Raw genomic sequence first — 20014 nt, 5'->3', positions numbered from 1 at the left:
TGACGGCCCCGTCACTTCAGCGGGCCGGTCTGGCGTTCCTGCCCTCTCAAAACCGCGGCAGCAGCGCGAATCCGCTGCGACGCTGGCAGGTTCAGGTTCTGCTCCAGCATCTTCAAATGCTCGACCAGGCCCGGCGTCGGTCCGCTTTTGTCGTAGAGGCGCTTCAGGATGGCGTAGCCTTTCTTCCACGACTCGAGATCATTGCTCTGAGCCCAGGCGTAGGCGGCGAAGCGCTCGGTGAAGCCCAGACCACCGTGTTGAAACGAGTTCCAGAAGGCGTCGCCGGACTTTTTGAAGTCCTTGCTGCGGTGCCAGTGCAGTTCCCCCAGCTTCTGCCACAGACGCGGGTCATCAGGCAGGAACTTCAGGCCTTCATGCAGGATGGCGATGCCGCGTTTGATGTGGTCGTGGTAAAGCTGCCCCCGCAGAGCCGGCTTCAGCTCCTGATTGTAAAGGTAATACGAGGCCGCGTTGTAGGCCATGTGCCACGACGCCTCGTCCCAGTAGCGGGCCTGCCGTGGCTGGAGGCGTGTCACCAGCTTGTAGAGGCTGTCCACCTTGGCCCAGTTCACGTTCGTGAATTCCACATGCGCCCTCAGATGGAACATGCACGCCGCAAGGCCGCGCAAACCACCCAGCGATGCCGCAAGGCCCGCCTGGCCGAGATCCTCGCCCACGCCGAGGTGAATTGGCTCCTCCAGCATCTTCTGCTGGCGCAGATCGCGGGTGATCTTCTGCTCCAGCGGCAGTTTCACCGCGCCAAAGGCCAGCAGCACCGCGATTGCCTGGAGTTTCCGCTTCATAGCTCCTTCTCCACAAACAGCAGATGCGTGACGAAGAGGTAAACCGTCACGTAAAGCGCCGCGATGCCGGTCATGTCGTAAACAGCGCCCCACGGCACAATCTCGCCGCTCACCACGCTGTCCACGATGTCGAACTGCGCCAGATCAGGGCAGATCACCGCCAGAACGAGCGTGGCGGCACGACTCGCCATGCCGGAGAGATTGGGTTGGAAAAAGAACTCGCGGATCAAAGCCTCGCCGTGGCCGATGATCGTGATGCAAAACGTGATCACGATGGTGAACAACGTCGAGCTCGCGATGCTGGAGAGCAGCAGCGCGACCGTGGTGACCACCGTCGCCTTCAAAAAGATCGCCCACACCGCCCAGTGGAGATTCCACGTCAATCCTTGCCGTGCCACGATCTCACGCACCTGCGCCACGGCCTCGGGCGAGTCGAGTTTCTCCATCTGCATCCGTGCCACGGCGTCCTCGAACAGCATCGACTGCCGCAGCCACAGGATCAGGCTCAAGACGGCATCCATCACGATCAAGCCGCCACCGATGAGCAGCAGCACGCCGATCAGCTTGCCCAGCAGGTAATCAAAGCGCGGCACCGGTTTGGACAGGATCGTGTAGAGCGTGCGATCCTCCATGTCCTTCGGCAGCAGCAGCGCCGTGGAAACGACGCCGATCACGATGCTGAAAATCTGCAGCGAGCCCAGCGTCACGCTCTTCAGCAGGTTGAGCTGCTGCTCCGGATTGATCACGGAGAAGGCAAAGCCTGCTCCCACGGCCAGCAGGCAGAACACCACCAGGAAGGCCAGGATCTTCATCCGCACGAGCTGGGTCACCGTCGCCATGGCCAGCGTCCACACACGTCGTGGCGAAAAACGCACCCGCGTTTGTGCTTCGGTGTTGGGACTTGTTGGAGCGTCGCTCATGGCTTCTTCGATTCGTTCGTCGCTTCGATGAACAGGCGCTCCAGCGTCGTGCGTGGCCGTCCGCTGCGCACCAGCTTCGTGTCGCCGCCTTCCGCCTGGATCAGCGCATTGATCTTCGTCAGCAGGGCAGGGGAGGCGTTTTCCAGAACCATCTCCGTCTGGTTCTCCACCGCGATCAGGTCCTCCAGCCGTCCTTCACGCACCATGCGCCCGTGCGCCATGATGCCCACGCGGTCACACACCTCCTGCATCTGTTCGAGAAGATGCGAGGTCACGAGCACCGTGATCCCACGGGCACGGAATTCGATGATCAGGTCACGGATTTTCCGCGAACCTGCGGGATCGACACCCGCCGTTGGTTCATCGAGCACCAGCAGGCGCGGCTCGTGAATCAGCGCCTGCGCCAGGCCGAGACGTTGCAGCATTCCTTTCGAATAACCGCCGACACGCCGCGTCGCCGCGTCTTCCAGGCCGGTGATCGCCAGCATTTCATCCGTGCGGGCTTTCAATCGCTCGCCGCGCATGCCACACAGGCTGCCATAGAAGTGCAGCGTCTCCCGTCCGGTCAGATGTTTGTAGAAATACGGGTTCTCAGGCAGGAAACCCACGCTGTGACGGCTGGCGACTTCCGTGCTCGGCACGCCAAAGATGCTCGTGCTGCCCTGCGTCGGCTTCAGCAGTCCCAGGATGACCTTCATCGTGGTCGATTTGCCGGAGCCATTCGGTCCGATCAGGCCATAGACCTCGCCAGCCTTCACTTCGAGCGACAGATCCTGCACCGCACGAAACGCCCCCTTCACCAAGGTGCCTTTGAAGACCTTGGTCAGATGATTCACGGATACGGCGGGCGTGTCGGCCATGGGCTCAATCACGCACGATGTTAAAGCCGCGCAAGCTCGTGTCTGCGGCCGCCACCTGCACCTCGATCTCCTTGATGTGGGATCCCAGGCTGCTGCGCTGGATGTCCTCCAGAAACGCCTCCACCTCATCGGCATCGAACGCCTGCGAAAAGAGCTCCACCCGGCCGTCCGGCAGGTTCTTCACCCATCCGGTCACGTCGAAGCCGGAGGCGATTCGTTTGGTGCTGTAGCGAAAGCCCACGCCCTGGACGCGGCCGGTATAAAAAACATGTCTGGCAGTCATCACTTCATCAAAAGCTTCAGCGCGGTCCGTGCTTCTTCACTCGCCGCATCGATCAAAACCACGCCCGCCTCGCCGCGATTGCGCAGCAGCGCCACGAAACGGCCTTCTGCGGCGAACTCGGCCTCGCCCTTCGTGTTGTAACGTTGCTTCAGCGAGTTCAGCATCGCTTTGACGAACGCGTCGGCGGTCGATTTGTCTTGGAAAAGGGTCTGCCATGCCGCGTGGTCCCGTTTTGCCCCGCCATCCGCCGGCCAGGCCAGCAAACGGTCCGCCACGAGGCCGACTGTGCCTTCGCCTGCCGCTTCGTCGTCGTTGTGCATTCGCAGCGCCGTGGCGCAGGAGAATTTGCCCAGACGGTCATCGAGAAAGGGCATCGTTCCGTTAAGCTTCACATCGTCGAGCTTCAGGTCCACCTGCGCCGGGCGCTCGGGATTCAGATAAAGCTCCGGTTCGATCACTTCAGTCGTGCTGACCGGCGGACGGCTGTAGGCCGCGTTGAGCTGGGCGAAGTTTCCCGCGCTGTGCAGCGATTGCGCGAACTCAAAACCACGCGTGAATGGAAACAGCGCCATCTCGCGCAGAAAGGCAGGCATTGGCACCTGGTTCAGCGGATGATCCGGGTCTTCCGGCGGCAGATCGTCCTTCGGCATGGCTGCCGGGTTCTGCATCGAGTGCAAAAAACGCGTGAGCGACGCATCGCCCACGATGAGCGACTCGCGGGCGATCCGCATGTCCGTCGTCAGCGGTCCGTGCTGCGGCTGAAACAAGACGCTGCCGTATTCACGCAGCAACTGGCCGAAGGCGATGCCCAGCGGCTCGTTGGCTGTCACAGACGGGCCGCTCGCTGTCTGCGGATCGACGGTGTACATCGTTTCCGATTCCTCATCATACCAGCCGCCGAGCTGTCGGGCCAGCATGGCGGCACGCAGCGGCAGCGGATCGACCGCTTCGGGAATCCAGCCCAGTGCCGCGAGGCCACGGGTGAGCTTTTTCGCCTCGTCCTCCGGTTGCTGGCGTTTCAGCCAGCCGAGGATCAGCGTCTCGACCTCCTCCTGGCTCACCGGAGTCGTCACCATCGGCAGCGCGTGCAGCTTGCGCATCTTCATCATCTCCAGCCCCATGCCGACGAAGTCCGGTGCCACATCGTCATCCTTCATCACCACCGCAGGCGTGTTCTTCATCCCCAGCGTGCCCAGTTTCTGCAGGAGTTGGGCGTTCTCGTCCTTCAGCACATCATTCTGACCTTGGAGATACTCGATCTGGCCTTGCAGCAGCACGATCTGCTTTTGCAAATCCTCCACGCTGCCCGTCGGCATCGGAGGCGGGGCCGTCCCAGGCGATGGAGCCGCCACCACCGGCGCTGGGGCCTTCGATCCCGACAGCAGCAGGCCCGCCACGCCTCCGAGGGCGAGAAGAACGAGCAGCAGCACGGCGGGGTTGGGCTTCATGAGTGCTTCATAGAGCAACCCTGGTGGCATCTCCAGTTTTCTCGTTGGCCGGACGCAAATTCACGCCACCGTGCGGCATGCTCCGCTGGCGATTCGGCAACCACGATCTCGATCTCACCGATCGCGGGCTCATCATGGGCATCGTCAACGTCACGCCCGACAGCTTTTCTGACGGCGGCCGCTTCAATGACACCGGTCGTGCGGTCGAACACGCCTTCACCTTGATTGCCGAAGGCGCTGACATCCTCGACATCGGCGGCGAATCCACCCGTCCCGGGGCCGAACCGGTCGAAGAGGCCGAGGAACTGCGTCGTGTGCTGCCTGTGATTCGTGCGGTGCGTTCGCAAACCAAGGCGCTCATCTCCATCGACACCATGAAGGCCGCCGTCGCCCGTGCCGCGCTCGACGCCGGGGCCGACATCATCAACGACGTCACCGGATTGCGTGCCGACGCCGCCATGCCGCGTCTTGCCGCCGAAACCAACGCAGGTCTCGTCGTCATGCACATGACCGGCACGCCGCAGACCATGCAGGCGAACCCGCACTACGACGATGTCGTCACCGAGGTGCGTTCCTACTTTGAAAGCCGCCTGCGCCTGCTTGAACACGAAGGCATCGACCTCGACCGCGTCGTGCTCGATCCAGGTTTCGGCTTTGGCAAGACCCTGGAGCACAATCTGACCCTCATGCGCGAGCTTCCTCGCCTCGCGGCGCTGCGTCCGCTGCTCATTGGTGTCTCGCGCAAATCCATGATCGGCAAAGTGCTCCACTCCGACGCCATGGATGACCGCCACTGGCCCACCATCGCCCTCACCGCCCACGCCCGCGAACACGGCGCCCGCATCGTCCGCGTGCATGATGTGAAGCCCAATGTCCAGGCGCTGCGGATCATGGAGGCGATTCTGAACGGCGTGTGAAACAGGCTGCCAGCCTTGACTACTCCCTTGCTGACGATAGCGACTCCAACCGAGTCACCCACTCACCAAAATGCAGGCAACGCTTTCTCAAGGTATCCAGGCCAACAAGCTCCAGCACGTTGATGGCACCGCTTTGATCGTTGGCTTTGTAGCGGTCATAAACGGAGATTCGTCGCGCGATCCGGTTGGAAGGAGCGCCTTCCGGGGTGTGGTTGATCTCTTCGACATCGTCAAAATCAGCAATGTCTTCCGCGAGCTGTTGGATCTCACGTTCTTGCTCCAAGAAGAGACTGCCCAGCGCCGAGACCTCTGCCAATAGCAGCGTCTCAAACTCATGCAAAGCGAGGTGTGGAATGAACCGGGGGGGCTCTCAGCTCGTTGGCGACGGCATTCAACTTATCCTCAAGAAAAGCCGCCTTGGCACGATGGTCGTTGATTGCGTAACCTTGATCTCGTCCCGGAAAATCGGCAGGCAACCCATACACGTCCAAAAGCGTGGTGATCCATACATGTGGCTTGTTGCTCCACTGCCTGATCAAGCGGTCAAGATCGTTGCGATAGGGCAGGAAACTCGATCCTCCGCCTTTGTGAACCTTGCCAGCCTTCCGATCTCGGCGCGTGGTTACCATGGGCGCATAAACATCCACGCCATGATGGCTCAGGTGAGGTGCGAGCAGTCGGTTGACGAGGTTGGCTTCTGAAAAGCCTTCAACCAGGCAATACACGCTGACACGGCTCATGGCTGGGGCATGCCTCCGATGAGGTTTTTGTCCCAAAGCTCACCCACGGAGTACTCCTCCATCCAGACTTTCAAAGACTCCGCGTCAGGTCGTGAAAGCGTGGTTTCGCCATTCACGCGATCCACCACTATCAGATCCTGCAACTGTAGATGGTCCACCAGCGGACTCGATTGCGTCGAGACAATGAGCTGGCACTTTTCTTCCGCCAACCGAAACATCCCTGCCAGCACCGTGATGGCGTAGGGGTGCAGGCCCAGTTCTGGCTCATCAATGATGATTGTGGATGGCGGCTCCGGCTGTAGCAGCAATGCTGCGAGACAGATGAAGCGAATCGAGCCATCCGACAGCTGATGAGGATAGTAAAGCTTCTGCGAGTAGCGCTCCGTCCAGAGCAATTGCACCTGACCGTTGTTGTCAGGCTTCAGATGAAAGTCCCCGAAGAACGGTGCTGCCTGCTGAATGTGCAAGATGATCCGCTTGTAATGATCTTCGTGTTCCTTGCGCAGCCGTAGCAAGAAAGCGGCAATGTTGCCCGCATCGGCCCAAAGGCGTTCGTTATCCACGGCGTTTTGTGAACGCATGAGAGCAGCCGTGCGGCTGGTGTTGTGAAAGTGGTAAACCCGCCAGTCACTCAAAGCTTCTTTTGTAAACTGTTCGCCAGCAGGAAAAGCACCGACTTTGGGAAGCCAGCTCTCGAAGTGTCCCTTGCCGTGTTCATAGTTTGACACTTTGCCCGAGATGCCATCCAGGCTTGCTTTTTCCCTGCCGAAAAACAGACGTCCATCGTCTGCAGGCTGTAGAACCAATTCATATGTATTGCGGTTAAACTTAAAACGGGCGCGAATCTCCGAAGTGGTTTCCACACCTCTGAACAAAAGTGCGTCAGCACCACCCTTTTCAGCAATGTAATGCTGCAATCCGACATTGGGATCCATCATAGCTCCCAACATCTGAAAGAAGCTGATGAAGTTGGACTTGCCCGCCCCATTGCCCCCGATAAGCACATTGAGCCCGGAGTTCAGCGCCAACTCGGGGAGCTTTCGAATCGAACGAAAGCCTTCTAGTTGAATCGCTGTGAGAGGTTTTGGCTTGGACATCTGGTTTTCAAAAATATGCAGCAATGCGCAACATCATACCAGAAACTAACATCAGGCAACCAGCTCACTCCCCGAACAGCGGAATCCCCAGCTTCTTCGCCACCCGCTTTGGCCTTCGCATGGCTTCTTCCATGCGTTGCGCTTCATCAGCACCACGCAGGTCTTTGCAGTCGGGATGTGACTCCGGCGCGTCGATGAGGCCGAGGTGATGGAGCACGTGCGCGGTGCTGTGCTTGTAAGGCGAGGCGCTCATGCGGTCGTCGAGGCGGAAGACGAGGTCTTCGAAGGACTGGAAGGCTTCGAAGAGCTTGTAAACGCGCGTGTCGAAGCGTCCGGTGCCGGTTTTGAATTTCTTGTCGGTCACGCTGTCGAGCAGCCACATGTCCTTGGCCGCGCAAATCAGCGGGCAGGCGCTCACGCCCGCGCCGATGAGCAGCGGCAGGCCGAGCTTGATGGCGGTGGCGATGCCGTAGTCATCTCCACTGTGTGGGGAAAAGGGCAGATTCAGTCCTTTGCACATCGCGGCCCAGTAATGAAAGTGCGGTTCGTCGAGCGTGCTGACCTTTCCACCTACATAGGCCGGATGCATGGCGATCTGATGGAACAGCCACGGATCAAACGGCGTGGCCCACGGCACGAAGGAGGGCTCCAGCGCATGCGCGATGCCCGGACGGATCAAATGCTCGGCGATTTGGAAGTAAGCATCGCGACGCGGCTCATTCTCCAGTGTGTTGAGCAGCTTGCTGGTCATGATCATCATCTCGCAGTTGTCATGCTCCTGAGCGATGTCGAGCAGCGGCCAGTAACGCTCTGCTTTGAAGGCTGTGTCGTTCTCCGCGCCGCGTGCGGTGACACCGGCGATGAAACGTTGCTCTGGAAACTCCGCGCGGAAACGCTGCAGCACCTCGGCGTAGAGTTCGTTGCTCAAATCGAAGATGTAGCCGGTGTCCGCGTTCAGCACGAACACGACCTCGACGCCGTAATGTGCCGCGCACTGCTGCATCCAGCGCACGCTCTTGTTGAAGCCATCCCAGTCGGGCTTTTTGTCCTTGAACGGCAGCAGCGTGGCCACGCACAGACGTGCCTTCGTGGTGTGATCGACGAGTTCCTCCTCGCTCGTGTAGGCCCAGACCGTCTCGTTCCAGGCGGTAGAGGGCTTCAGGTCGGCGGGATTCGAAATGAGGGCGCGGTGGTCAGGCATGCGGCATGTAGAGCATGCCTGAACCCTGCGGCCAAGATGAAAACCGAATGCCGGCGATTGGAAATGGTGATGCATGCGGCGCCCATGGCGCAAGGGTGTCGTTCTCGCGGCGTAATGGAAAGCTGCCATCCATGCCGCGCTTATGAACCCGAATGCTTTCCATCCGCCAAGCATCACCTCGGCCTTCAGTCCCGCTGGTGGCGATTTGCTTCGAGTGGGCTCGACGCGGCGCGGCTTTTTGCAGACCGGGCTCGCGGGTCTCGCGGGCATTTCCATGCCGGCGTTGCTGCAACAGCAGGCGAGGGCCGCGGCGGCAGGTCAGGCGAAGAGCAAGACGAACGTGATCCTCTTCTGGCTGTCCGGTGGTCCGAGCCACATCGACATGTGGGATCCGAAACCCGGGGCGCCGAGCGAGATCCGGGGGCCGTTCGGCCACATCGCGACGAAAGTGCCCGGCATTCACGTTTGCGAGCATCTGCCGCTCACGGCAAAGATCATGGACAGGCTCACGCTGATCCGTTCCGTTGATTGCAGCGCGAGCGATCACACGCCGATCACCATGCAGGCCTGCAATCCGCTCGCCCGTCGCACCAATGACGGCCGCGACGGAGCTGGATGGCCATCGATGGGCTCCATCGCGGCCAAATTTCGGGGGGCGAACGCGCCGGGCATTCCCGGCTACATTGCGCTGGCGGACTCGCTCGTGTCCGACATCTGGGGCGCTGGACATATGGGCAACGCGTTCAATCCCGTGAGCGGCAAGGATTTGTCCGGCCGTCTCAAGCTGGTGGAAGGTCTCAGCGTGGAGCGCCTGGGCAGCCGCCGTGCGCTGGCCGAGCAGATGGATGCGTGGAAGCGTGGTGTCGGATCGAATGAGGCCATCGCCTCGGCGGATCAGTTCACGCAGCAGGCCTATGAGGTGCTCATGGCAGGTGCTGCGCAGCGGGCTCTCAATCTCGATGAGGAAACTCCCGCGATGCGTGACCGCTACGGTCGCGATAGCCTCGGTGAGAAGGCGCTTCTGGCGCGACGTCTGGTCGAGGCCGGCTCCACCTTTGTCACCGTCAGCGGTGCGTGGGGTTACTTTGATCATCACGGCGACGAGGTGAAGTGGGGCGGGATCAAAAAAGGCCTCACGCCGCTGCTGCCGAGCGTGGACCGCACCCTGCACGCCATCGTCACCGATCTCGAGGACCGGGGGCTGCTAGACAGCACGCTGATTCTGATGATGGGCGAGTTCGGCCGCAGCCCGGTCATCAACAAGAATGCCGGACGCGATCATTGGAACCGCGTCATGTCGATGGTCGTCGCTGGCGGCGGTCTGCGCCACGGACAGGTCATCGGCAGCACCGACAAGCATGGCGGAGACATCGAGAGCCGTCGCGTCGCGCCGGGCGATCTCGCAGCGACGGTTTACCATCACCTCGGCATCGGGCAGAACACGAACTGGATCGACCCGCAGGGACGCCCGCGCCCCATCGTGGCCGACGGAGGCCAGGTGATCAGCGAACTGGTGGGCTGATCCGATTCTCAGCATTCTGTTTGTCAGGAGGATCATCCGCCGTCACTTCATCCCCATGCGCACGCTGCTGCTTCTCACTGTGTTTTGGACCGTCCGCTGTCTGGCGGCTGACTTCGATCTCGTGCTCGCCAATGGCCGTGTGATGGACCCGGCGACGAATCTCGACGCGGTTCGCCACATCGGCATCAAAGACGGCAAAATCGCCGCGATGTCTGAAACGGCGCTCACAGGTGGCAAAGTCGTCGATGTGGCCGGACTCGTCGTTTCGCCGGGATTCATCGATTTGCATGCGCATGGGCAGACGACGAGCGATTTGCAGATCAAGGCGCAGGATGGCGTGACGATGGCGCTGGAACTCGAAGGCGGCGTGTATCCCGTCGCCGAGTGGTATGCTTCGATGGAAGGCACCGCGCCGACTCATTATGGCGCGACGGTCGGTCACATTTCCGCGCGCTTCGCCGCGTTTCATCCGCAGCTCAAAACCGGCCAGTGGGCCAGCGGCAAGGCCAAGCTGGCGCTGCTCGGCCCGAATCCTGCCGGCGCGAATCAGGTCGCGGGTGAGGCGGAGATGAACAGCATGAGTGCCGCGATCCGTGCGGGGCTAGATGAAGGCGCGCTGGGCGTCGGTTTCGGCATCAACTACACGCCCGCGGCCACGACGGAGGAGATCGAGGCGCTGTTTCGCATCGCGGCGGAGCGAAAGGTGCCCGCGTTCGTCCACACGCGTGCGTTCGGCATCGCACCCATCCGCGAGGCCATCGATGCGGCAAAAAAGACCAGCGCGGCACTTCACATCGTGCACATCGGCAGCAGCGCCATCGGCGACATGCCGGAGGTGCTGAAGTTGATCGACGCAAACCGCGCCGCGGGCCTGGATTTGACCACCGAGGTCTATCCCTACACAGCCGCATCGACCCTGCTTGAGTCCGCGATGTTCAATCCGGGCTGGCAGGACAATCTGCGCATCAACTACGGCGACATCATGTGGACCGCGACGGGCGAGCGGCTCACGCAGGAGAGTTTTGAGCGCTACCGCAAGCAAGGCGGCTGGGTGATCATGTACATGATGAAGGACGCGAACGTCGAGAAGGCCATCGCGCATCCCGGTGTGATGATCGCCAGCGATGGTGTGCCGTTTGTCGATGGCAAAGGCCATCCACGTGGCGCAGGCACCTTCGCTCGCGTGCTGGGTCTTTACAGTCGCGAGAAGAAACTGCTGCCACTCATGGACGCGCTGGCCAAGATGACCATCCTGCCCGCCAAACGCCTCGAAGCGCACGTCCCGATGATGCAACACAAAGGCCGCCTCGCCGTCGGTGCCGACGCGGACATCACGGTCTTTGATCCTGCGAAGATCATCGACCGCGCCACGTTTGAAGCGCCCACGACGCCTTCGGCGGGCATTTCACAGGTGATCGTTGGCGGGGTCTTTGTCGTTCGCGACGGCGAACTGCTGAAGGAGGCATGGCCCGGAAGACCCGTGCGGGCCAAATGATCAACGGATGATCTTCAGGGTGCCTGCCTTTCCGGTTGGCCAGTTCGCGCCCTCCTTCACCCACTTGTTGAGGATCCTGTATTCGTCTTTCGTCAAACGCTCGCCCACGGCGGGCATCACACTGACGTTTTGATGCGTGGAGGCCGTGTTGGCGACCAGCAGGCTCGTTTCCGGATGACCAGGAACAATGTAAGTGCCAAGCGTCTTCGTGCGCACGGCTTCGCGGCGGCTTTCGAGGCTCATGTGACCCGGCAGCGCCTGGCGGTTGTGGCACATGGCACACTTCGCCTCCAGCACCGGCTTCACATGCGCGACGAAGTCAACAGGACCGCTCTTTGCGGCTTTGATCTCCTCCTTGCTCAACACATTCTCCCCCATCGGCTTCGTTTCCGGGTCAGGCGGCGTGGAGCAGGATGAGACGAGGATGGCGCAGAGCAGGCTGGAGAGGCGGCGGATGTTCATAGGACTATGAGAATATGAAATACTGGCGCATGCAATGCGGCTGTCTGCTCATTTCTTGAACGCCTTCTCGGCTTTCACGCCCTTGCCTTCGTTTTGCAGCTTTTTGGACCATGCGGCCTTGTTGTCGTCGTTGAGGTCGGTGAATCTGCTCTTCACATTGAAAAGGTAGTCGTCTTTGCTCAACGGTTTGCCAACGGCGGGTGCTGCGGGTTGCAACCGGGAAGACCCGTTGGTCGGTTGCGGAGCGGGTGTCTGCGCCATCTGCGGCGGCATCAAGGGAGTGGCGCTGCGATGGATCGCATAACGGGCGTCGCCGAGTTTCACGACGACGGTGGCCTGACCGTGGATGCCGCTGGCGCTGAAGGCCCCGCGTGGATCCGTGCGGCCCTTCTGCGGCTGGGCGGCACCGCTGCTGTCATAGGCGGCGATGTCGGCGTCAGCGACGTAGGCGTTGCGCACCGTGTCGCGCAATTGCACGCGGATGCTGCCGTTCGTGGCGTCCTCATGAGTCTCAAGCTCCAGCGTGGTGAGCAGCACGAGGCCGCTGGTCATCTGCGAATCGCCACGGCAGATCACGAGATACGCGCCCTCGTCTTTGAGCGGCAGATCGATGCTGCGTTTCTTCCACGCGTAGTCCAGTCCGTCGCCCAGCGGCACCTTCATCTCTGCCTGCGGCGTGATGCCGGAGAGATTCACACCGCTGACACTGCTCAGGTCCTTTTGACGCTCATGCAGCTTCATCAAATCGACACGGTAAATGAGCAGCGCGGCTTCCTTCACGTTGCGATGATCGAGATCGATCTTTACCGGCTGGCCCGGCTTCACCCGCGTGGCATGCGGCAGCTTGACACCTTTCTCCTGGAGCACGCTGATGGACTCGCGGGCATCGTCGAACTCGTCCTTCACTTTTTCATACCAGCGGATGGCCTCGGCAGGCTTGCCCTGTGCATGATGAATCTGTGCCGTGATGTAGCGCGCATTCGGTGCATCCTCGCTGCTGCCAGCGGCCACGGGAGCGGCGGCGGCGAGCGCTTCTGGAAATTGATACTGCCAGAAGCGGCCCAGAGCGGTCATGTAATGGAAGTTGTTCAGGAAACTGCTCTTCTTGAACGTCGCCGTCGCATTGCCTGCGGTGGTGACGACGCTGGCGTAGTCCTTGAGATCGAAGAACACGTTTGCCAGACTGAAAGCGGCATCATCTGCAAGCTCATCCCGGGCATGCAGGGTGACAAACTCGCGCAACAGGTCGCGGCTGCGCTCCAGAAGCTGGTTCTTCGTCCACTTCGCCGCTCCAGGCCGCAAGGGAACGCTAGCCGGATTGGCCGCAAATTCCTGAAAGCGCTGCCCGAGGCTGAAAAAGGCCAGCAAACCGTCCGCACCATCGGGATACTCCTTCCAGAGGCTGGTTTGGTGCTCAGCGCTGCCGGGGAAGTCGCCGGCAGTTTCCAGCGCGGCGCTCACGCTGGCATCACTGACGAAGCTGCTGTCCATCGTGGCGCGATAGACCAGCCAGGCACGCTCAAACTCACCGATCTGGCGATACGCTGCCGCGACCTTCAAGATCTTGTCGAAGGGAATGACGATGTCGGGATGCCGCTCACTCAGCGCCTCGAACAATTCAACGACCTGCTTCGCGTCCATGGCTTCACGCGAGGTGTGGATCCAAAGCAGCATGCGCGCGATGTCGCGTTCGTGGGATTTCATCGCCTCGGCATCGTTGCGTAGGATTTCGAGATGCGTGCGTGCCTCGTCGAGCGCGTTCTCATTGAACAGCAACTCCGCCAGTTCGAGGCGTTCGAAGCCGTTCATCACATACGGATCAGTGGAAAGCTTTCCCGGCGCAAGAATCGTCAGCTTGCCCTCGGGGCCGGCATTGAAATGCTCAGGTCGGCAGCCATCGCGCACGCGTGTGTGGGGAATGCGATAGGTGCCGGGATGCAGCGCCATCAGTTCATAGCTGATGACATCGTCTCCCGTGAACGTTCCGGGAATGAACCACAGCCGCAGCATGCCTGGCAGTTCCTCCACCCGTGCCTCGGATGCCGAAAGGGAGCCCGCAACCAGCATGCAGCCGCCGGGCAGCGGTTCATCAATGATGACATAACCGCTCTGCGGCTGCTTCGGTGCCTTCAGTTCAAGCTGCACCCGCAAACGCTGCCCATGAGCCGCCACCTGCACGGGCGAGGTGCTCGCCGCTTGCAACGGCACATCATGATGACGCAGACCTTCATGCAGCCATTGCCGTTTCGCCACGGTGGGAAGGGAATCGATGGTAAGCACCTTCAAATCGACCGGCTTCTCATTGACGAAGGTCGTCAGCACGATGGGCGTGCCTTGGCCATTCTCCCATTTTACTCGCAGTTGGATTTTTCCGTTGGGCAATGCCTTCGGAGCTTTCACATGATGTTCATCCCATCCTGTGAATGGGAGCGAAGGGCCGTTGTTGAAGCTGGCGATGAAATCTTCGTCCGCGCTTGGAGTCTGATGCGCGCCGGTGCTGACCCAGTGTTCAGCCAAAGCCGCTGTCCACAGGCCTTGCAAAGCTGATTGCGAGCCGAGATCGACACCCAGCCGTTGAAGCAACAACTCCGCTGCTTTTTTCGCCAACGCGGAGCCGGGTTGTGCTTTCGCAGCCGCATAAAGCACGCTGGCGGTGGTGTCATCGTCGCTGCTGAGCCGTGCGGTGGTTTTGCTGCCGGTCCATGCGGGCTTGGCTTCGAGCGCCTTGAGCAGTTCCTTCGCCTCATCGCCACGATTCATGCGCTGGAACGCAGCCGCCAGCCACGCGAGCGCCGGATCGTTCAGTTTGGCACGATCACGATACAGGCGGTTCGCCACGGAGAAGTCCGCCTCGTTCACACAAGCCAGCGCATGCAGAATGACCGCCGCCTTGTCCGGCTCATCTGGTGGAATGATCGCCAGTGCTTTCTTCAAATAGCCTGTCGCTGTTTTGATCGTGGCATCCTCAACATCAAAGCCCAGCGCACGTGCCTCGATCAACGCCCACAGGCCGAGGCTGGTCACGATGCTGTCATGCTGCCATTTCACATTCTCCCACGGCCACCCGCCGTCACGTTGCAAGATCTGCAGCTCCGAAATTAGCAGGCGTGTGGCGTTTGCGTGGGATTCGCGATTTTTCTCATTGAGACCCGTGCGGGCGGCGGAAATACGGTTCAGCAGGCTGCTGGCAGGCGTTTGCGAAGAACCGAGTGCGGAAATGCCACGCAGGAGGCTGGCGGGTGAGGGGAAAATCCGCCAGACCACGCGCTGCAGGGCGGTTGCGGGCCATTCAATCTCTCCCGGCCTTTTGAGAAAGTGCGCGGATGTGGACTTATGTGATTCGCCGGCAGCCAAAGCATGGGTGATCTCCGACAATCCATTCGACCACTTCATTGTCTTTGCCGTTCCGTCGAGGCGGAAGATACCACGAGCGTCTGGTGTGGTGATGGCATCCAGCGGCACCGGGACAGAACCATCGGACTTGAGTGTGACCTGTTTCTCCTGGGTGATTTCGATGGGAGTGTCAAAGGAGTGTTGACTCGTGTCCGACAGTGTGACGATGGCCTTCGCATCTGTCTCGCCTTCAAGCGCGCCATGGAACAGCACTTGAGGGACAAATGTGTCTCCGGGCCGCAACGCCACTGGCAGGCGAATTTCGGGAATGAAGCCGGACTTTGTGATCATTTCCTTTTCCGCCTGTCCCACGCTCGTTGCGACGGTGCAGCCTCGGCTTGACAGGCGCCATGCGCCCGCGATTCCGGGCGCCGTCACAGACACTTTCACTTTGCCGGAAGCATCCGTGACGAGCGGGCAATGCCACTGCGCGTCGGGCGCGAAAGGCTGGCTGCCGGTGCGGCCGTCGGCAGTTTGAAACAGGGCTCCGACGATGGGTTGATTCCCAGCGCGCAGTCCTGAGACAACCTGGGCAAGCTGCGGATTGGAGGCGACACCAGCAAACGAGAAAGCTTGCGGCGACGAGGAATGTCCATTCTGCACGTGGGTTCCTCTTCTGACGCCCAGGGCACCTATCGTGTTGTTCCCGGTGACCGCCCCGCTTCCACTCAGCACCAAGTTTCCGCCTGAAGCGATGGCGCTGCCGAAGTTGACCGAAAAGCCTTCGATGGTTGATGAAGAGCTGCCGTCCGATGTCAGCGTTTGGACTGCCTGCGACGAGTCAAACCGGTTGAAGGCGATTGACTCTCTTTGGACGAGCAGGTTGTCGATGCTGTTGGTTCCGTTTTGTCGTCCTCGGTTCGTCTGCTGGTGCCAGACACTTCGCTCTCGCCCCTCCATCTCGCGCAGGCGATCGACATGGGACTGCATTTGCCCGGCGATCTTGATGACGTTCCCGGAATCGTCACGAGTCAGGAGTTTGGCCGCGGCACGATGCTCGAAACCGGCGTTGCTGCCGGTGCGCAGGCTGCCGCCACGGCGCACTCCGCCATGGAAGAATTCGTCGATGTCCTCGGTGTGATCCGGATTCTGGGCAAAGAGCGCGGAACTGGCGATCGCGAGGCTGAGCTCGGCGGCCACCGGTTCTCCGTTCGCATCCGTGGTGGTCAAGGTGATCTCGGCGTCTTCGCCAGGCTTCACCGGCTTTTCTGGTGCCTGGATGGTGATGTGGAGCGGTCGCTTCACCCGGAACCCACGCCGGGCACTGTGCAGTTTGTCGTCGTCAAGACACGCGACGCTGACATCAAACTGCGGCCAGTGCGCGGCGGCGATGACCACGGGCAGTTCATTGTGACCTGACTCAAGCTTGAGGATGCGATGCTCGATCATTTCCTCGCCCGCGAGCGTGACGAGCGCGAGCGGCGCGGCGATGCGGCTGTGCGCATCGACCTTGAGCATGGTTCCTTCATTGACCTCGTCATCGTCGCTGAAGAGACGCAGCTTTGTCGTGTCCTCGGGACCGGAAGCTTGCACGCTGGTGATGATCTCGACGGCGTTGCCGCGTGCGTCGGCGGCCTGCGCGTGAAGCTGATGCTGAACGGCGGATTGCAGCACGACGGTGGAAGTGCCGAGGCCGGTGGTGGCGTCGGTTTCGACTGCAAACTCCGCGATGCGCGCGGGTGCACTGGCATTTGGAATGTAAACGAGGCCGGGGAGCCCCGAGAGCACGGGATTCGTCGGTTGAGCATCGAGACGCGAGAGCGTGACCTTCACCGATGCCGCTGCCGGTTTGCCGCGATGATCGAGCGCCTTCACGCGAACGAGCGCGGGTTCGCCCGTGAGCGCAGGCGCGGGCAGACGATCCCACACGAGGCGCAATCCAGCGCTCAAAATGGCGACGGTGTGCGTCACATGGCGGCTGCGTGCGGGCAGGTCGGCATTGAAGGACACAAAGCCGCCCGGCTGAAACGCGCTGGTCTCCTGCGTGAAGGCGAAGACGCCCTTCGCATCCGTTTTACCTTCAAGCAGGCGTCCATCCGGCATGCGCAGACGCACGGGCTCGTCTGCAAGCGGCGAGCCCCAGGAGTAACTCACGCGCAGCGTGCCCTCGATGCGGTCGCCACGAAAAACGGCCTCTGGTTTCGTTTCGATGACAGCGCTGATCTCCTCGATCTCGAATTCCTTCACCTCAAACCATGCGCTGTGCGATTCATCGCCTTCCAACGCCTTCGCGGTGATGCGGTAGCTGCCGACCGGCGTGCTGGCAGGCAGGGGGACACTGTGCGTGAAGCTGCCGAAGTCGCCGAGCTTTGATTTCAGGCGGCGCAGCACGCGTCCATGGTCGTCGGTGATGCTGATTTGGTATTCACGACCGACGGGCACGCTGTAAGCGCCATCCTGCACATCGCGGATGATGCCGCGGAAGTGAATCGCATCGCCAGCCCGGTAGGCGGACTTGTCCGTGTAAAGGTAGCCGCGTCGTGACAGCGCCACGCTTTCACGATCCGTGCTGCCGCCGGTGATCTCCTGCGTCATGCCACGCAGATTGAGCCGCTGGATCGCCACGCCGGCATCGGTGCGCACATGCACACATAGATCGGCCGCCTCGCGGATCATTTCGCCACGCAGACGGAACACGCCGTCCTTCGCCGTTTTGCCCTGACCGATGATTTCCTTGCCGTTGCTGATCAAAACCTCCGCATCGGCCACGGCGATGCCTTTGACGCGATCCTGCACAAACACGAGCGCCTCCTTCCACGCCGACTGCACGATGAGGTCGATGTCACTGCGAATGACGATCGTGCTGGCCTGCCAGTCCTCGCCTTCGACGCGGACGAGGCACACGCCGGGCTTCGCATCGTCAAACGGCACGTCGATGGCCTGCTCGATCGGTTTGAGCCGTGTGAAACCCTCCACCGGCACCTCCCACGTTTTGTCCGGCTGGATCAAGTCGATGTCGAGCGAGCCGATGCCAGCCGAGCCATCGAGGCGATGACGGCTGCGGAAGAAGTCCTCGAGATTCAGGGTGTAGCGCGAGACCTTGAGCTTTTCGATGTTGCGCACGTTCACACGCACTTGCGCGGGTTCATTCGTGCGGAAGGTGCGCGGTGTGCGCAGCGCTAGCGAGCGCTCCGGCATCATCGCGGCACGTTCAGCGGCCAGTTGCTTCCAACCGCCCCAGTTCAGGCGCTGGAAGGTGTTCAGCGCGTCCTCATGGCGATCGAGATGCTCCGCCTGAATGACTCCGGTGCGGTAAAGCGCGAGTGAGGCCTCCTCGCTCTGCGGATGCTTGATGATGAGACGCGCCCACTCGGCGATGGCCTTTTCAAACAACGGTTTGGCCTTAGCGGCGTCCTTTTCCTTTAATGCCGCTGCGTAAGGCCACTGGCCGTTCAAGAACAACAACTGAGCGCAGCGGGCATCCAGCGGGTGCGCGGCGATGAAGGCGTCGAAGCGCTTCGTGGCCTCGTCGCGGTTGTCTGCGGCCACGGCTTCGAGACAGAGCTGGAACTCCGCCTCAACGATCCTTGCCTGCGCCTGCTGCCAGAGACCACCGTCGGGATGTTTGGCGATGTAGGCCCGCCATTGCTCGATGGCCTGAGGATAACGCCGCGCCGCGAAGTGCAGCGCACCGATCTGGAAGAACGCCATCTGCCGCCATGACTCCAGACGGTCCGTCGGTGTGCGTTTGTCGCTCTCATCCGCAGCGGGCGCGGGCCAGTCGGCGCGGTCGTAGAGCGTCTTGCAGGCTTCGATGGCCTCATCCGGCTTGTTTTGACCGATCAAGGCCTGCACGAGCGTCATCGCCGCCTCGGCGGATCGCGCATGCGCGGGGTAGGCCGTCAAAAAGGCACGCAACGCCGCGACATGCTTCGCAGGATCGCCTGCGTTGACGGCATAGGCCTGAATCGTGCCTTGTTGCATGTCGTTCTGGCCCTGCGCCATCTGCGGCGGGTCAAACTTTCGGTATGAAGACGGGCCATGACTGCGGCAGAGCAGCCATTCCAGCTCGCCCATGTCCGGCGTCGTGGCTGCGGCGGGTGGCCTGGCCTTCCAGAGCTTCAGCATGTCCTCGGCATAGACGCGTGAGGCATCACCCGCGCCGGTGACGAGCAGGTTCTCGATCAGCATCGCCCGCACCTCCCAGCGGCGGGCACTTGTTTCCTTCGCGGGAGTCTTTGGTGCCTCGCTGCCAGTGAGACCGCGCCAGTCCGGATCAAACTCACGCAGGTAGGCGTCGCAGGCTGCGGGGAATTCCTGATGCCTTTGGATGCGGCGGATGATCGACGCCGACTGAAACAGCAGGTTCTCGCGCACCGCAGGGCCGGTTTCGAGTTCCAAGGCCTTGCGGTAAAGCGCAAGAGCCTTGTTGTAAGCATCGCTGCTCACGCTTTGGCCTGGCACAGCGGGCTTTGTGAGCTCCTGAGCGAGCGTGACGAGAGATTCCGCCAGCTTTTCCTTCCGCGCCGTCGCAAACAGGCGCGTCGCCTCCGCACTGTAGATCGCCTCGGCTTCCTGATGCCGTTTCAATTCAGCCAGGCACTGCGCTTTGAGGAAAAGCGCCTTGCGCTGCCATGCGTGACCCGCAGGCACCGCATCGCAGTCGGTGATGGCTTTGGCATGCTGTTTGGATTCCGCCAAAGCCACGGCGCGCAGGTAGTGTGCGTAACCAGAATCCTTCTCAGCGTTGATGGCCGCGTCGGTGAGTTTCGTGGCGGCGTCCTGGTAACGCTGCTGTTGCAGCAGCAGGCTGGCGTCTTCGACCGGATCGGCGCGGAGTGTCTGGGCGAGTGCAAACGCGAGGATGAGGGTGGTGTGGTTGTTCATGATGCCTCCAATGAATGAGGCATTATGCGCATCCGGGGTTGCACAA

14 protein-coding genes are annotated in these 20014 nt (G+C 61.1%); 3 read left to right on the top strand and 11 right to left on the bottom strand.

Translation table 11 applies throughout. The features are described 5' to 3' along the window. Window positions 1–11: 11 nt before the first annotated feature. From IAE77_RS17905 to IAE77_RS17885, 5 genes are read right to left on the bottom strand one after another with little or no spacing between them, the layout of a single operon-like run. Window positions 12–803 (bottom strand): hypothetical protein, encoded by a 792-nt coding sequence (locus IAE77_RS17905; protein WP_294229342.1) that lies wholly within the window; start codon window positions 801–803, stop codon window positions 12–14. After that, window positions 800–1723: an ABC transporter permease subunit gene (locus IAE77_RS17900; protein WP_294229339.1), complete on the bottom strand. Its 924-nt coding sequence runs from the start codon at window positions 1721–1723 to the stop codon at window positions 800–802. The genes IAE77_RS17905 and IAE77_RS17900 overlap by 4 nt, the downstream gene beginning before the upstream one ends. Beyond that, window positions 1720–2583, bottom strand: a complete 864-nt coding sequence (locus IAE77_RS17895; protein WP_294229337.1) for an ABC transporter ATP-binding protein — start codon at window positions 2581–2583, stop codon at window positions 1720–1722. The genes IAE77_RS17900 and IAE77_RS17895 overlap by 4 nt, the downstream gene beginning before the upstream one ends. Before the next feature lie 4 nt (window positions 2584–2587). Beyond that, entirely contained in the window at window positions 2588–2866 is a 279-nt protein-coding gene (locus IAE77_RS17890; RefSeq protein WP_294229335.1) for an acylphosphatase, read from the bottom strand. Continuing rightward, a complete protein-coding gene (locus IAE77_RS17885) occupies window positions 2866–4314 on the bottom strand; it encodes a hypothetical protein (protein WP_294229332.1) in 1449 nt (482 codons plus the stop codon). The genes IAE77_RS17890 and IAE77_RS17885 overlap by 1 nt, the downstream gene beginning before the upstream one ends. A 77-nt stretch (window positions 4315–4391) precedes the next feature. On the opposite strand from IAE77_RS17885, the gene folP reads away from it, so the two are divergent. After that, window positions 4392–5231 (top strand): dihydropteroate synthase, encoded by an 840-nt coding sequence (folP, locus tag IAE77_RS17880; protein ID WP_294229327.1) that lies wholly within the window; start codon window positions 4392–4394, stop codon window positions 5229–5231. A 19-nt stretch (window positions 5232–5250) separates the two neighbouring features. Here the strand turns inward: folP and IAE77_RS17875 are convergent, their stop codons facing one another. The 4 genes from IAE77_RS17875 to IAE77_RS17860 all read right to left on the bottom strand — a co-directional run bounded on the left by IAE77_RS17875 (window position 5251) and on the right by IAE77_RS17860 (window position 8269). After that, window positions 5251–5547, bottom strand: coding sequence for a DUF4276 family protein (locus IAE77_RS17875; RefSeq protein ID WP_294229499.1), 297 nt, complete (start codon window positions 5545–5547; stop codon window positions 5251–5253). A gap of 16 nt (window positions 5548–5563) precedes the next feature. Next, entirely contained in the window at window positions 5564–5971 is a 408-nt protein-coding gene (locus IAE77_RS17870) for a DUF4276 family protein (RefSeq protein ID WP_294229325.1), read from the bottom strand. Next, on the bottom strand, window positions 5968–7068 hold the full coding sequence (locus IAE77_RS17865; protein WP_294229322.1) for an AAA family ATPase: 1101 nt from the start codon (window positions 7066–7068) through the stop codon (window positions 5968–5970). The genes IAE77_RS17870 and IAE77_RS17865 overlap by 4 nt, the downstream gene beginning before the upstream one ends. A 64-nt stretch (window positions 7069–7132) precedes the next feature. Then, window positions 7133–8269, bottom strand: a complete 1137-nt coding sequence (locus tag IAE77_RS17860) for a hypothetical protein (RefSeq protein WP_294229320.1) — start codon at window positions 8267–8269, stop codon at window positions 7133–7135. 142 nt (window positions 8270–8411) lie between these two features. On the opposite strand from IAE77_RS17860, the gene IAE77_RS17855 reads away from it, so the two are divergent. Together IAE77_RS17855 and IAE77_RS17850 are read left to right on the top strand one after the other, a co-directional pair. Further along, window positions 8412–9791 (top strand): DUF1501 domain-containing protein, encoded by a 1380-nt coding sequence (locus tag IAE77_RS17855; protein WP_294229318.1) that lies wholly within the window; start codon window positions 8412–8414, stop codon window positions 9789–9791. 55 nt (window positions 9792–9846) lie between these two features. Further along, the gene (locus IAE77_RS17850) at window positions 9847–11286 is read left to right on the top strand and encodes an amidohydrolase family protein (protein WP_294229316.1); all 1440 of its coding nucleotides are present in this window, start codon (window positions 9847–9849) and stop codon (window positions 11284–11286) included. Here the strand turns inward: IAE77_RS17850 and IAE77_RS17845 are convergent, their stop codons facing one another. Next, a complete protein-coding gene (locus tag IAE77_RS17845) occupies window positions 11287–11748 on the bottom strand; it encodes a c-type cytochrome domain-containing protein (protein ID WP_294229312.1) in 462 nt (153 codons plus the stop codon). It lies immediately after the preceding gene. Window positions 11749–11796: 48 nt separating this feature from the next. Further along, window positions 11797–19968 carry an MG2 domain-containing protein gene (locus IAE77_RS17840; RefSeq protein WP_294229308.1) on the bottom strand — a complete coding sequence of 2724 codons (8172 nt, stop codon included), beginning with the start codon at window positions 19966–19968 and terminating at the stop codon, window positions 11797–11799. Between the last annotated feature and the right edge of the window lie 46 nt (window positions 19969–20014).

This window comes from Prosthecobacter sp., assembly GCF_014879935.1.
In the GTDB taxonomy this organism is placed as follows: Bacteria; Verrucomicrobiota; Verrucomicrobiia; order Verrucomicrobiales; family Verrucomicrobiaceae; genus Prosthecobacter.
The sequence above is the reverse complement of the archived record's forward strand: the minus strand, read 5'-3'. Positions and strand labels throughout refer to the sequence as shown.